Raw genomic sequence first — 15,157 nt, forward strand, 5'->3', positions numbered from 1 at the left:
AGCGATACAGCATTGCTGAAAGCCCTGTATCTGGCTACCTTTGAAGCCACAAAAAAATGGACAACCACCATCCGGAACTGGGGTCAGGTCTACGGAGAATTAAGTATTATGTATGAAGGACGGCTTCCAGAATAAAAAGAACAGATTGGTTAAAACAGGCGGAAAAGCCGCCTGTTATTGACATGCCATCTTTTGGATGGTATATATAAAACAAAGGTGGAGTGCTTCATTTCAAAGCATTCCACCCAGTCTTATCATAGAAGAATCTTATTTACAGACTTTTCTTCATACCCTCTAGTGTATGTAAATAGCGTTCTTTACTATTTTTACTATGTATATTTTTATCTCTATTCTTTTTCACTTTCAGGTTACTTTACCTTCTAGTATTTCTAATCTCTTTCTTGTTGAAATTCTGTTTCATTCTGCCTTTCTTTCGCAATCACTTCCAATTGGATTTCTTCTATTGTTTTTGACAAAAAATCTTCAGATGGTTTGAAACCGAAGAAAGGAATGATTCCTTTGACCTGCTGTTCATCCAATTCATGCAAGTATTCCGCACAGTAAAATTGAATATCTTCATAATTTGATAACTTCGCCAATTCAGGATCTGCTTCAGCAAGTATACAAACATCTGAAACATAGTCTATATATTTTTGACTGCCGAATCTGATTTCAGGATGATTTTCTTTCAGATAATCAAGCAGGTCATTTTGTAGACTTTCCATTGTAGGACTGCCTGTCATTGCAGAATTATTGTCTGTTGCAGCGTTTTTCTCCGATGCAACGTAAATTGCGGTTCCGATACTGCCTATTACCAATACTGCAAGTATAATCTTATTTCTGTAAATTCCCTTCATAAAGACACCCCTTTCAATTCATGAAATGGCAAGCAAGAACACATAATAAAAAATACTGGATACACTATATCATTTACATCTCTTTATGCCTACTATGCTATATGACACTTTTCCCCCATAGAAATACAGCATTATACAAATTTCTACTTTTTCTGTGTATCCAGTATATATATAAAAACAAAATTATTTTTCTATTATCTCAATCGTTAAATTTGGATCGTTTAAGTCATACACCACAACATTATCAGAAAAAAGCATGTTTACAGGTATGTCTGCCTCCTTAGCAATCATATTGCCAAAAATCAGCAAAAATATAGTAAGAACGGATACAATAGTTTTTCCCAATATCCCTTTTCTCTTTTTTTCCTGTAAAACTTCCAATATTCTCCGTTTGTAACTTTTGATACCATCACCACTATAACAGATGCAATAAAAATGCTTTTCTTTTGGCACATTTTGCAATGATAATACTTTGATAATCAAACCTGCATATTTTTTTCGCTGTCTCTCATCAAAACTTTTGGTTACCATCTCATCGCATGCGATTTCTATCCATGCAGAAAGATTTGCTTTTAAAAGAAAATACAAAGGATTAAACCAGTTTAGGCAACTGAAAATTACAATAATGACTTTCCTGGCTACATCATTTCGTAAAGCATGGCAATACTCATGCCTTAGAATGAAATCAATTTCTTCTTCGTCCAATGTATTTATCATAATAGCTGGTATTACGATATATTTTTGCATGATGCCGACAGCAAAAGGGCTTCGCGTATCATTGCTTGCTACCAACACAACATTTTGTTTTGGTTGTTCCATACTGATTTTTTCAAAGGCATCCAGCCAATTGTCGCTTTCGATGGTAAAACACTTCCGTTTTATGCTCGAAATTGTGTATACATATAACATGGCTTTTGTGACAAGAAATAGAACTGCAACAGCAAACCATATCATATCTATGTAATGCATATATGGAAAGGCGCTTCTCCAATAAGCGGCAAAATTACTGCATCTATCTGCTCCTTTCATGATCACAAGATCATAATGCATGAAATAATATTCGCTCTTATCCAATATAGATACTGGAAAATAAAACGGAATGACAAATGCAAGCAAAACGACAGTGTTGATCAGCACCATAAACCGCGCTGAAGTGATCCGATATATGAACTTTTCTAAGAGCAAATAGATACTGCTGGCAATAAATCCGCTGACAGAAAGCAATAAAACACATACGAATGCCCTATTTATGATTAATTCCATCAAACCAGTCCTTTAAATCCTGGATCTCATCTTCACTCAATTCTTTTTCACTTGAAAAGGCAGCCAAAAAATTCTTCAAAGACCCCTTAAATTTTGACTGCAAAAAATGATCAGCTTCTTTTGCATAAAACTGTTCTTTGCTTAGCAAAGGAAAATAGTATAGGCTCTTCCCTTTTTTCGATGCAGAAACAATCCCCTTTGTTTCCAATCTTTTTAAAAATGTTCCCACTGTTTGATGTGTCCAGTTTTCCCCGTCTTTATTTAATGCTGCAACCACATCAGCAACAGAAATCATATGCCCACACGCCCAAAGTTTTTCCATGACTTTCATTTCAGAATCACTGATACTTATTTTCACGCACCCCCTTAACGACATTTTGTCGTTATTATTGTACTACATAATGTCGTTTATTGTCAAGGTGATTCATATTGTAAAAAAACAGGCATATCGAATCTCCTATTTTATCGGAAAATTCAATATGCCTGTACTGATTATGAAATTATTCGGGTAGATGTTTTATAATGTCATGACAATAGTGGTCTGCAATTAAACCACAAAGCAATACGACACGTTCAACCAAAAACTTCTGTTCCGCTTCATTACCGAAGATATACTGACATGCGCGAACAGTGATATCACCAGTGGTCGGATCTAATTGGAATGTACCCATCTTCAGCTGATAATTCAGTTCCATCAAATATGTATTAATGATCTTTCTTTGGGATTCTTCTACGCGAATGTTGCAATCCACAAAGAATGTCAGCATCCGTTCATCTTCCAAGCACATGGCATAAGCGCCATATTTGCCCTTTTCTCCGCTGATTTGGAAAGAAAAAATACTTGTACCATTTTCCTGTTTTTCCTTCACCGGCAGATGATTTTTATCGGCAAATGCAAGAAAACTATCTCGTATCGTCATGTTTCTTCCTCCTATATGCATTCATCATTGACCATTGTTCTTGAGAATTTCAGGTACTTGCTGCATGTCTGTTTTTGTTTTATCCAATACGTTTGTAACATAATTATTTGTATTGGCTTCGCTTGCAAAAATAGCGTCAGGATTTTTGATGGCATTTTCTGTGTCCTGAACAACTTTCATACACTGTTCAGCCTGTTCCACTAATATAATTATCCTGTCAGAAATATCAGTCTCCAATTTCTTCCACTGTTTCTGACGTTCTTCTTCCTTTTCTTTTTCCTGTGTTTCAAACGCAGTCAGTTCTTCTGCCATAGAAGCAGGATTCGATTCAATCTTTTGTATGTACTGGCTGTAAATACGGTCGACATCTTCTTTCGCAGGCTCGAAACGACTGCCATCATAAGCACTAATCTTTATTTCATCTGTCATTTCAGGATCTGTTGAACGAAGCTGTGCAATTCTTTGGTCATGAACAGACATTTTCATTGCCTGTCGAGCAATTTCTGAGTTGATAATATCCAGCAAAGAAATTTTTACACTTTCATCACTGACTTTTGCGTTAAAGCGTTTGGAATTTTCTGCATACTCTTTGATTGCTTGTTTCTGTTCTTCCTCAGTTCCGCTTTCTGCAGTCCGCAAAGCCTCTATGCGATCCAAATGTTTCTGGTCCAGAGAACGCATAAAACTTCTTTCATATTCCAAAATCATATTGGGTGTTACCCAATTGGGCGCATCATCCTGTTCATGGCTAAGAAAATTTTTACCACGACCCATTTCCTTGTATTTCCTCAGCATTGCAGGGTAATCAGTCATACTCTCCAATACCTCCAAAATTGTGATATGGTCTGCTCTTTCACCTAAAACACTTTTTGCCTTGGTTGCCCGATGTATCTGATAAGTATAAAATCTTTCCAAGTCTTCCAGTGAATATTCTTTTGGTCCTTGTTCTTGGATATAAGCAGTTAGGAGCTTTTTATTTACATCACTATCAACATTCGAATCTTTTGTTCTCAGTCCATATCTGCGTACCAAAGTATATATGGATGACGGATCTTCTTTTAGCTTCCGCATGTCTTCTGTTTCTTCAGATGTCCATTTCTTACTTTTGAACAATTTTTGCACAGAAGCATCTTCATTTTCAACGCGTCGCATAATGTGATTCTTGAACCCTTCACCTTTGTCTGACGCCACCTTATTACTCTGGAAATAAGCCTGAATGGTGTCGTAGAGCTTTTTTTCTGCATCCTGCGGATTTGTTTTTCTTGTTTTTTCTGCATCCGATTTTTTCTGTGAAAGGAGTCTTATCCTCGCAGCATGCAGATTACGCCAGTTTTCATCCGTGCTTATTGATAAACATTGCTTTTCATATGCAATGAGATCATCAATGGTGATATCCATTTTGACTGATTCGTAAAACCAGTTGCCACCTTTCTTCCGCGCTTGCATAACAGATTGTTTCAAAGCCATGGCTTTTTGTTTCTTTTCCAATGCCTGAACAAAATCCTCTTTCGTAGCAGTCATGTAGATTCCTTCTTCTCCCTTGAGCTGCTTTTCACCTTGAATCGTTTCCTGCCACTTCTGTACCTCATTGGCATCTCTAGATTCCTTAGAAAGCAGTTTTCGAAGTTCCTCTCTATTTTGCATTGCAGTCCTGCCTTTTTTATTACCACGGAGTTTATTTTGGACAGCCCTGCGTTCATAAGCCAATAAGCGTTCTCTATTGGAATAAATGTCCAATCTGTTGAAAAGCTCACGCGCACCAAGGGTTTTCGTGTAGTACCTAAAGAAATCTGCATTGGGAGCGTCCGAACCATTTTGTACAATATCAGGGAATTTTTTTGCAAGCTCATCTATGCGTTCTTTGCGTTCATGATATTGTGCAGCTGCTCCGCTGAACCATTGGGAACGATTTTCCAAAAGTCTGCTTTGTTCATATTGCAGTAAAGTGGAAATATCTGTAAACAACGCTTTGTTGACTGCTTTTCCTCCCAGCTCTCTATACTTCTTCAACAGAACACTTCCTTTGGTTTTATCTGTTTCAGCAATATTCTGAGCTGCTGCAAATTCTTTCATTTTCTGGATTCTATTTTCGGATTTTTGTGTCAGTTCTTTTCTTCGATTTTCCTCGTAAGCAATGAGGGAATCAACTGTAACAGCTTCCTGTTTGGATTTGTTCTGTAGGTATGAATAAAAATCTTTTTTATTCCCGCCACCAGCAGCATAAGCATCCATAATTTTCTGGCTTGGCGTTGGAACAGCAGCCGTTCTTGCCCCTCTAGGTGATGCACTTGTTTTGCTGTTGTCTGCCGACGCCTTGGCGATATTTTGCAAATTGTTTGAATGTTTTTTCAGGTTTTCTTGGATGGTTCTCCCCGATTTTTGGTAGCTCTTATCATTCTTCAAAGCTTCTATTTCCTCTCGTCCCAGAGCAATGGTTTCTTGTGTATCGCGAAGCTGCACATAGAATTTATGCTGGATTTCCTGAATGACTTTATTCATATCCAAAAATCCGGAATTTGATTCATCCATACTTACAAACATTGGAATATCTTTGTTCTGGTATTGATAGAGCATACGCTTTGCGTCTTCAAAGGAAGATTGGCTGGCATCAAAAGCAGCCTTACCATAAGACTCCTCTTTTTTGCTGATCATTTTTTCCAACTCATCTTTGTTGTCTAACATTTTGTTGACTGTACCGCCAAGCGCACGATAGTTTGCACTAGCTTGGGCTACCCATTTTCCATTTTCTCTGGATGCCTTAATTGCAGCTGCAATTGCGGCAAGTTCCCAATCTGCGAAGGTATAACTGCAGAGTGTTTTTTCCCATCCTAAGATTTGTGTATTCAAAGAGGCATCAATGATCGCGCGCAAGCGTAGTTCACCACTAGCATCAATAACTGCCTTTTGGAAAGAAACACGTCCATATCTGTTTTTTTTGAATCCTAGATAAAGATTTGTAGAAAGGATGTTGCCTCCGTCTTCGTCGCCGGTTAAAGCAATTTTTGCACCAATTCTACCATTAACATTCATCAAAAAGCTCGGACCTACCGTAAGACCCACCTGAAATCCGGCATAAGCATTTCCTTTGAGAGCAGCATATAAATTTAATCCCAAATCTCCTGTGTCCGTGTTGTTCAACAATGAAAGAATATTATCCACCGAGCCACCAAATTTGTATCCAATTGATGCCCCTGCCGCAAATACCGCATCTATGGATGCCAAACCCGGAATCAGCGGGAATGTAATAAAAGGAACGCTTAACTGGAACTGATTCCCATCATTTTCTGCTTCTTCTTCACTCTCCCCTTCTGTCTCATCTCCTTTGATAATACCTAAAAACTGCAGGACGTTTTTCGCTAGATCATAATAACTACCATCGTCGTCGTCCTCATCACTGCCTAATAAATCACCAGAAAGTGAAAAACCTGGGGAATTGCCGATCTTAACATTCCAGTCATCACCGATATTGGTCTTCAAAATAGAATTTTTCATGGATGAAAAGAAAATGCCTTCCTCAGTTATTTCAAGTCCTTCATAACAAAGTGAGCTATCATCCACTTCCGCATCGGAAACACCAAAATCAGATAAGATACCGTTGATCAGCCCCCAAGAATCTGAGGCTACAATGGTAACACCATCAGCAGAATAATATGTATGTTTTTCATTACCTGGCTGCAAATTAATTTCGTATTCATTGGCATCAACATGTACATATGCAATCAGATTTCCGTCTTTCCACTGAACAGAAAATCCATTATACGATGTCAAACGCATTTGAGGGCGTATACCCTTTTTCGTAGTAAATTTACCAGGTCCACCAACGAAAACAAGGCGATCCGGTTCCATTTGAGCCACTTCTTCAGTTGGCTCAGTTGTTTCTTCTGCAGGTGAATTGGTTTCCTCGGTAACATTAGTTACATCCGTCACATCGTTGGCATCGGTAACATCCGTTACATTGGTGGTATCAATTACATTGCTGATATCGGCTGTATTAGTTGTATCAGAAACAGTAGCAGTATCAGAAACATCGGTAGTATCATTCAAAGCAGTAGTTGAAGCAGCCGGTACATTGATACGAAGGTTCTTCGTAAGGAAATCGGGAGCAAGTCCACTTTCTGTTACAGTTACCTTTTCTGGAATGGGAACAGCGCTTTCTGCCTCTTCCGTTTTATATATCATCTGGGGATTTACAAACTCTGCTTTTTCATTGGTGATATGGATTTTTTCTGCTGTTAATCGGACATGATTTCCATGGAAACCACTTCGATTGTTCAGAGAAATTTCCCCTTCCACAAAGTTTTCCTTCAGTTTTAGACTGCTGATGGGCAGTGTAAGCCCCTGATTGAATTTCTGTGGTGCCAAAACCAGAATACCACCAGTCCCTTGCGCTTCCGGCGGTTTCATAAACTTCTTTTCACCTTTCAATTCTGCACTGGTCAGATCAAGAGCAGCACCTGAAAAAAGTGGAATGGCACCAGCTTGTAAAAGCTGACCTTTTGCACCTAAAATAGGTTGATTATTGACTCTGAAAAAAACAGAGTTTGAACGTTTTTGTTTGCTTCTTTGTTCCAAAAAAGCGCGCATACGATCAAATTCTACGCTCATCAATTCCGCGTCCGATTCAAATTCCAGCTGTGCGTCCCCTGTTTCTGCCTTATGATTTGCAAGCGCATAATCAATTGCCGTAGGCGCACGCCCATTTATTTTTTCTTCCAGCATTTCTTTTGGCATACTTTCACCACCTTTTTCTCAAGCCAGATATCCAAAATCCTCTTTTGTCAATTGTTTTCCGTATTTCATATAGTTCCACATAGTGGCTTCTTTGAGCTGTTCATTCCCCAACGGTTTTTGATCAGCAACAGCGATATATGCTGCATTCCACAATATCTCTTTGATCTGGCTGCCGGAAAGTTCAAAAGTTTCCGCAAAAAAATCCAGATCAATGCCATCTTCCAATGGTGTTTTGTCAGGAATCAAAGAATGCCATAATTTTTTCCTGGTTTCAACATCTGGGAAGCGGAATGGAATCATAAATTTGATTCTGCGTCGGAAAGCATCGTCAATCTGGTCCACCAAATTAGTTGCAAGAATGACCATACCTTCATATTCTTCCATTTTCTGTAGCAAGTGAGCTGTTTCCGCATTCGCATTACGGTCATTGGAGTCTTTTACTTCACTGCGTTTTGCAAAAAGAGAATCTGCTTCATCAAAAAACAGGATTACATTCATTTGCTTTGCCCGTTCAAACAGAGCAGAAATATTTTTTTCTGTTTCACCGATGTATTTGCTTACCATCTTTGACAAATCAATGCGATATAATTCTAAGCCTAGTTCCGCCGCAATGACTTGTACCGCCATGGTTTTGCCGGTTCCTGGAGGTCCATAAAAAAGCACACTGATGCCACGCCCATAGGGCGTTTTTTCAAAAAAGCCCCATTCTTCCCCTACAATATTTCGATATTTTACCTGTGCACAAATATACTGCATCTGACGTTTCACTGTTGGATCAACGATCAAATCATCCCAGACAAATCTACCATTGATCAATGTGGCATAATTTCCAAGATTACCGCGTCCACGCTGCTTAACAGCTTCTTCAACATGCTTTGCTTCTAAAGATGTTCCATTAGATATGGATGTAAAATATGCCGTTGCAAATGTATTTTCAATCTCGCCAACGCTCATAACGTATTTGTTCCCATTTAATGCAGCATCAATCTGATTTTCTGCATGGTACAGCCGACTGAAATAAGACCATACAGCAATTTTTTCTGTTGCAGACATATCCCATAAATGAAAAGACACAAACTTTTCTGTTATCCATACAGGAAAATCATGTTTTCCTTCTCCCAAAACGACAGTAAGGGGACATATATCCATAATCTTGGAAAACAGAGAATTGTAAGATGCGTTTTCTTGATCTTCTTCCCAGTTTGGAATGTCATAAAGGCAAAGGAATCCATTTTCCAATTTTGTTTTCAGTTTCAGTTCCTGAAAGAGATTCTCCCGTTTTTCTTCAGACATTGCGAAAATATCCTGCCAGCATAAAAAAGATGCTGGTTGCTGGAGACACTGTGAAAGATAGGAAACCAGTAATTTCTTGCCAGATTTTTTTCTGCCGTAGAGATACAGGACAAGAGGTTCAGCAGACAATCCCTGATGTTCAGAAATAGAAATTGCTTTTTTCAAAATTTCTTCATATACCAAAAGCTTTGGTAAAGGCTCTTTCACTTGATATTTTCTGTATGTAATTACAAAAGGCTGCCCCAATAAATAAGACAATAATGATTTCCGCAATGTCAACGTTTCCTGATGCCATGTTTTATTGGAACTGTTATTTCCTTCCAAGCAGTTTGCTAAAGCATCTGTTTTGTTAATCAAGTGTGCAGTTTCTTTCAAGTCAGATTTTGATAGGATAGCATAAAGGCGCAGAGCCATTTCAACCGTAGGTGTCTGCACATTTTTTCCTGTTTCAGCAGCGGCAAAAATGGGAATAAGCGTTTCTTTCATACCGACCACACCTGCCAACACCAGCGCAAATTTTTCAATCTGTGTAAAGTGATACAAAGAGAAAAATCTTGCTGTATGAAGTTCGAAACCGCTGATTGCTGCCAATTCAAAACGCCTTTGAATGGTTGCTTCTGCTTCCTCCATTTCCTCTTTTACATTCAAAAGCAGCTCTGCAGAATCTTCCCCATTTCGCTCTAGTTCTTCTTTCTGAAGTACTGCCCAGAGAAGAAATTCCATAACTGACGCAAAATCCAGCCACACTTCGCTGTCATTCAGATAAGGTATTCTTTTTTCTTTGTTGATGCCACAATCGATGTTATTCAAAGAGATTCCTTCCTTTTTCCTTCATTTCTGCTTGTTCGCCACACAGCAGTAAATATCTGCCGGCAGCCAAATCATCTTTATTTTTGCGCAGTACACGTATAAAACAGTCTTTTGCCATTGTATAAGCACCCGCTTGGAAATAACGAACACCTGCCTCAAAATCTGCTTTTGTAATGGATTTGAGCATAACGATATCAGACTTCTGACCATCAAAAACTTCGTAAATTTGTTTTTTTGCGTCATTTATAAACCCAAACAGTCTTATATTTTCCATGACTTGATCCAGTCGTTCCATGGTATCCTCATCAATCAGAACTCCTAGATGATAGGTACTGCTGATTTTCTGCAAAGACTGTGCAAACATCATTTCTGATGATACAGCACGTATTTCCATTCTTTCCTCATCGCCAATGATACCAATGCGAAGATCGCCGCAAACAATACCGCTGCCGAATGAAATCTCTTTTCCAGCCAATGTAAGAGAAATGGATTGCAAAGCTTTTTGCGCTGCGATGGCTGCCTGTAATGCTTGATCGGGATTGTTTGGAAAGAAGGCGTATAAACCAGTATCTGTAAATTGGATTACTGTTCCCCCTGCATCTTCAACAGAGGCAGTCAGTTCCTGCAAAACACGATTGACGAACTGGAACATTTCTTGTGGTCCAGCTTTGGAAACAGCTTTTGAAAAATCTTGAGCGTCAATAATTAAAATAGCTGCGTCATTCATTGTGGTTTCGTCTGCCGGTGTTACATCGCGTATATCATTTTCCCTCAAAAGACTGATTAGACTTTGGGGAATATATGGTTCGTATGCGCGCTCCAATTGATCGATATGCTGCAAATGTTCCCGTATGTTTATGGTCATATGGTAAAACAGATTTGTCATTTCCTTTATTTCTGTTCCATTTCCTTCTTTGGGTGGTTCATCCAGATCAATGCCGACAGAAAAATCAGTTAATGCATGTTTGATTTTTTTGAGTGGACGTAGAAGCAAAAAACATATGATTGTCAGGAAAACGATCATAACTAAGAGAAAAACAAAGATGTTCTGTACCACATTGATCAGCTCATCCATCATTTCATATGTAATATTGATTTCTGGATAAATCACACGAATGACACCAACAACTTCCTGATTTTCCAAAATCGGATAATATACAGACAAGCATCGTCCGAAATTATAATAGCGTTCTATGGATTTTGCAGGTGTTTTCTTTTCCACAATATCTCGCAGAACAGCTTCTTCTGTGGGGTATCCGTAAGTGGTGGATGAAGCGCAGGACAGGCTGCCTGCGTCCCTAGAATAAAAGGAGTTGTTTTCATATCCAAAAACAGATACATTTCCAACAATATCTTCTGTATTATACATAATTGTTCCATTCCGATCATAAATACCGTTGAGCATATATTGTGCATATAAGATATTATGGGAATCAACATTTCCTTTGGAAGAAAAATCCATTTGCGTACTGATTTGCTGCTTCAGACTGCTAGCGGTGTAATACATTTGCGTATACAGTCGATTTTCAACATCATCTTTCAGAAAGTTTTGAATATACATTTCAAATCCAAAACAAAATACCAAAAGCATAGGAATGGAGAAGCATATGATTTTTAAGGCAGTTGGGAATGTTCTGCGTATTTTCCTCACAATTAATTTGATAGAAAATATAGCGATGAGCAATATACCAGCTGTCATGCAGATTTTTTTCAGTGTTTGTACAGGAGGACTGCTCAACCAAACCAGAACATTTTGACTTTTACCTACTACCATAGGAGATAATTTACCATCTGTGGTATAGAAAGTAGCAGTCCATGTGCCGTCTTCCATCTGATTCATTGAATACAGATCACCATAGGAGCTGATAGATTTTGCAAAAGGAATATTTTCTGCGGGAGATACCTGCTTGCTAGTGTAATCAATCACATAACATTTATCGTCATCAGCATTATAGAAGTATAATCCATCGTTTCCAAATGTGTATACTGTATTATTTTGAGAAACCATTTCACCATTATTGGAAAAGACCAAAGTTTTTTCACCATTATTTGGGGAAAGCCAAACAGAACCATCTGCTGTGACGGTCCAGATGCCATCAGATAATTTCTTTTCTGCGTACACATCTGCCTGCTGGTTATTTCCGATGGTTTCTGAGTGAATGATTTGCTTCTCATTTATATCATATTGCAAATATAGAAAGTTGTTGATGTCTGTAACTTCCTGAGGCTGTAAAAGCAAATTACAAATACCATTTTCATCAATTTCAATGTCTGAAACGCTGTAAAATATTGTATTGACATCATCCATGGTATAGATGGTATCTATCCATGCATTGTGTCCATTTGCATCACAGCCAAACAAACGAAGTTTTCCATCCCATTCATCTACACCATAAAGAACCCCATTTTCCCATACGACTTCTTTTACCGATGCGATATACCAGAAAGGACTGAAAAATGTCAGTATAGTAGACAGCACAAGGACTGGCAATATCCAGAACAATATATTTTTTTTCAAGTGCAGTCTGTCAAACACAATTTTTCCTCCATTCTAAAATTGATCAAGCCAAGGTTCTTCTTTGTCGCTGTGAATGAGTCTTTCGCATAACAATATGTATTCTTTTGCCACGCCATCCTTTGGATCTTGCTGCAATACATGAATAAATCTCCTTCTGGCATATGCATAAGATTTTGACATAAATAGCCTGATACCATCTTCCAATTCGGATTTCGTATCCATTTTCAATCTTTGGCGTTCTTGACTATCGCCAGTTAAAATTTCATATATAGCTTCTAACTTGTTTGAAGATGTCATATGCAAATAACCAATCACGCGTGTGCGATAATATGTTGAAAAATTGGGTATGCGGCTAGCGGCTCTGCCTGTAATTAATATGGGGGTTCCCAATCTTCCAGCCATTTGCTGCAAAAACAGAGATAAACTGCCATGTTCAGAAATCATGGTAGTTACCCGTCTCTTGGGCAGACCAATGACACCAAAACGGAGTTCTTCTTCTGCGATTCCTGCAAAAAAGACTTCTTCCGTTTCTTTTAGCCGCTCCAAAACGGCAATGGCACATTCCACTGCATGTTGTTGTACTTCTTTTGTAAATACGACGTTTTCCCCATAGCGGAAAATCTTATTGACAACACCGCCGTATGTATGGATTACTGGAATTTGTTTGCTCAAATATGCATTATATGCACAAAATCCCTTTTCATAAAGGTTATCTGTTTCGTATTCGTCATACGTATTGATGGTCAGAACAGAAGCAATGAAGTCTTTCCCATCACCAGATAAAGCACCTCGAATACCGTTTTTCCGCAAAAGGTAAAATGGCTTTGAGGGAACGAATGCTTCATATTTGTTTTGATAAGATTCCATTTCCGCAACCCTGTTTTCAATTAAGGCTGCCATATGGTCAAACCTTTTTGCAATTACTGCAACCTCATGATTCCCTTGAATATTCGCTCTGGCATGGAGATCTCCTTCCGCCATTCGGGTCATTGCCTGTCTTAATATTTTTAAATCCCTAGTATTAATCCAAAATACAAGCAGAATCAGCAAAAATAACAGTGTACCTGCACTGAAAAATAATTTTTTGATTGTTTGACTGTTGGATAGAATATTCATTTCAAGTAAAAGGCTGCTTGCACTGGTTTCCAAAACACCAATTACTTCTCCGTTGTTATTTTTGATTGGAGCAAAAACAGTCAGATAACTGCCTAAATAGTTGCTATACTCTGTATATACAGTTTTGCCTGTTTCTGCTGCTTCTTTCAAAGACAAATAATTGGTCGCAGGCATCTGGTATTCCATAGATAAATTCTGCTGATAAGAAAGCGAAAGAGAAAATAATTCGCCATCTTTATAATGATATAAATGTGAGGCCATAGCGTTGTTAACTGCCTCTTCACTGCCTGTTTCCAAATTTTCGATAGTTTGCGGTTCTATTAATTCATAAGAATAGTAGGACGCTTCCGCATACGTATTTTCTTCTTCCATTCGGACTTTTTCCAATTGCTCAATATCGATTTTTCCCTGCAAAATATCATTTACAGCAGCAAGCTGCTGTATTTTCTGTTCTTTTTCATCAGGCAGCTGTCGATCCATTACATAAAATAGATTGGTCATACTCAAGCCAATAATGGGAATCATTACCATAACAGCAATACCTAAAACAGGCGCTCCGTCTTTTCTTCGTAGCATTCTGCTGAAAATATAAATGTATAACAAGAAAACAGCTGTAGTGCCGAGAATCGCCAGAAAAGCTGTGATAATAGACTTACCAATTGGCCAAGTAAGCTGGTCCAGAACATATTCTTTTTCACCGTAAATCACAGGAACACTTCGCCCATCATCCAGAGTCAATGTTCCTACATAGATATCGTCTTCTTCTGCAATGATATATACGTCTGAAACATCGAAAGATTCTGCTGTTATAGATTGATGTCCAGGACAAAGTTCTAATTCTTTATAATCCGTGGCTTTTGTAACTTTGTAGTTCTGTTCCGTATCCACATTGTAAAAATGAAGTTCATCTTTCTGGAAAGTAAAATGCGTATTTTGCCTGCTGATTTTTGAACCATCGTTGATAAAGATATTTTTTGTGGATCCATCAGGTTCAATCTTGATGATATCGCCGGTATTTGTCTTTTCCCAAATGACGTCATCCTGACTCATAAGGGAATGAACCGTTTCATGCAGCTGTATAGTCGCCTTCGAAGAAGCTGTTCCATCTTCATTCAAATAGAATTGCTTTAATGTAGAAGTTGTTGAATCGAATGTTTCCAATATCAACTGACCGTCTTTCTGAGATCGAAGCTGAAAATAATTGTCATCCACAATATCTTTGAGATCCCATTTCGGTATAATGGTTTTCTTGTCAAAATCACAGTGAGCAATTGTTTTAATATCATTTGCATCGGATGTATCACGTCTTAGTAAACTGTAATATACATATAATTGACCATCTTTTCCCATAACAAGATCCATTAAAGAAACGACCCCGTTCTCATCTATGATAGGATAAGTGAAATACTGTTGTTCATTGGTTTCTGTATTTACACAAAAAATATAGTATTTATTGTCATAAATCTCGATGCCATAAAGATAATCATTCCGATAATTAGCTGTATAAGCGTTTTGAATTTCGTGTACGGATTTTTGCGCAACAAAACAGCAGGAAAATGCTGAAAGCATAATCCAAATACATATTGTAAATATGATTGCCATTTTTTTACCCATATCCACCATCCTAACAACAGAAATTCTTATATTTT

The 15,157-nt window shown here is 38.1% G+C and carries 8 protein-coding genes and 1 pseudogene; 1 reads left to right on the forward strand and 8 read right to left on the reverse strand.

Annotation, left to right across the window (positions count from 1 at the left end):
• Positions 1-135, forward strand: a pseudogene (locus BUB35_RS20100) (IS256 family transposase); the annotation flags it as partial.
• A gap of 254 nt (positions 136-389) precedes the next feature.
• Here the strand turns inward: BUB35_RS20100 and BUB35_RS08905 are convergent.
• The 8 genes from BUB35_RS08905 to BUB35_RS08940 all read right to left on the reverse strand — a co-directional run bounded on the left by BUB35_RS08905 (position 390) and on the right by BUB35_RS08940 (position 15,122).
• Complete coding sequence (locus BUB35_RS08905) at positions 390-857, reverse strand: hypothetical protein (RefSeq protein ID WP_072850989.1); 468 nt, start codon at positions 855-857, stop codon at positions 390-392.
• A gap of 183 nt (positions 858-1,040) precedes the next feature.
• Positions 1,041-2,120: a M56 family metallopeptidase gene (locus BUB35_RS08910; RefSeq protein ID WP_072850992.1), complete on the reverse strand. Its 1,080-nt coding sequence runs from the start codon at positions 2,118-2,120 to the stop codon at positions 1,041-1,043.
• Positions 2,101-2,478 (reverse strand): BlaI/MecI/CopY family transcriptional regulator, encoded by a 378-nt coding sequence (locus BUB35_RS08915; RefSeq protein ID WP_159432880.1) that lies wholly within the window; start codon positions 2,476-2,478, stop codon positions 2,101-2,103. Before BUB35_RS08915 ends, BUB35_RS08910 begins: the two co-directional genes overlap by 20 nt.
• A gap of 142 nt (positions 2,479-2,620) precedes the next feature.
• The gene (locus tag BUB35_RS08920) at positions 2,621-3,040 is read right to left on the reverse strand and encodes a type III secretion system chaperone family protein (protein ID WP_072850996.1); all 420 of its coding nucleotides are present in this window, start codon (positions 3,038-3,040) and stop codon (positions 2,621-2,623) included.
• A 24-nt stretch (positions 3,041-3,064) separates the two neighbouring features.
• Positions 3,065-7,771 (reverse strand): hypothetical protein, encoded by a 4,707-nt coding sequence (locus BUB35_RS08925; protein ID WP_072850998.1) that lies wholly within the window; start codon positions 7,769-7,771, stop codon positions 3,065-3,067.
• An 18-nt stretch (positions 7,772-7,789) separates the two neighbouring features.
• Positions 7,790-9,874 (reverse strand): ATP-binding protein, encoded by a 2,085-nt coding sequence (locus BUB35_RS08930; RefSeq protein ID WP_072851000.1) that lies wholly within the window; start codon positions 9,872-9,874, stop codon positions 7,790-7,792.
• On the reverse strand, positions 9,867-12,410 hold the full coding sequence (locus BUB35_RS08935) for an adenylate/guanylate cyclase domain-containing protein (protein WP_072851002.1): 2,544 nt from the start codon (positions 12,408-12,410) through the stop codon (positions 9,867-9,869). The genes BUB35_RS08930 and BUB35_RS08935 overlap by 8 nt, the downstream gene beginning before the upstream one ends.
• A 15-nt stretch (positions 12,411-12,425) precedes the next feature.
• Positions 12,426-15,122: a HAMP domain-containing protein gene (locus tag BUB35_RS08940; RefSeq protein ID WP_072851004.1), complete on the reverse strand. Its 2,697-nt coding sequence runs from the start codon at positions 15,120-15,122 to the stop codon at positions 12,426-12,428.
• Positions 15,123-15,157 lie beyond the last annotated feature (35 nt).

Source organism: Anaerotignum lactatifermentans DSM 14214, assembly GCF_900142265.1.
Lineage (GTDB): Bacteria > Bacillota > Clostridia > Lachnospirales > Anaerotignaceae > Anaerotignum > Anaerotignum lactatifermentans.

Excerpts from the sequence above, each read along its gene's own strand:
- BUB35_RS08925 (WP_072850998.1), bottom strand. The coding sequence starts at position 7,771 with ATGCCAAAAGAAATGCTGGAAGAAAAAATAAATGGGCGTGCGCCTACG.
- BUB35_RS08920 (WP_072850996.1), bottom strand. The coding sequence starts at position 3,040 with ATGACGATACGAGATAGTTTTCTTGCATTTGCCGATAAAAATCATCTG.
- BUB35_RS08940 (WP_072851004.1), bottom strand. The coding sequence starts at position 15,122 with ATGGGTAAAAAAATGGCAATCATATTTACAATATGTATTTGGATTATG.
- BUB35_RS08910 (WP_072850992.1), bottom strand. The coding sequence starts at position 2,120 with ATGGAATTAATCATAAATAGGGCATTCGTATGTGTTTTATTGCTTTCT.
- BUB35_RS08905 (WP_072850989.1), bottom strand. The coding sequence starts at position 857 with ATGAAGGGAATTTACAGAAATAAGATTATACTTGCAGTATTGGTAATA.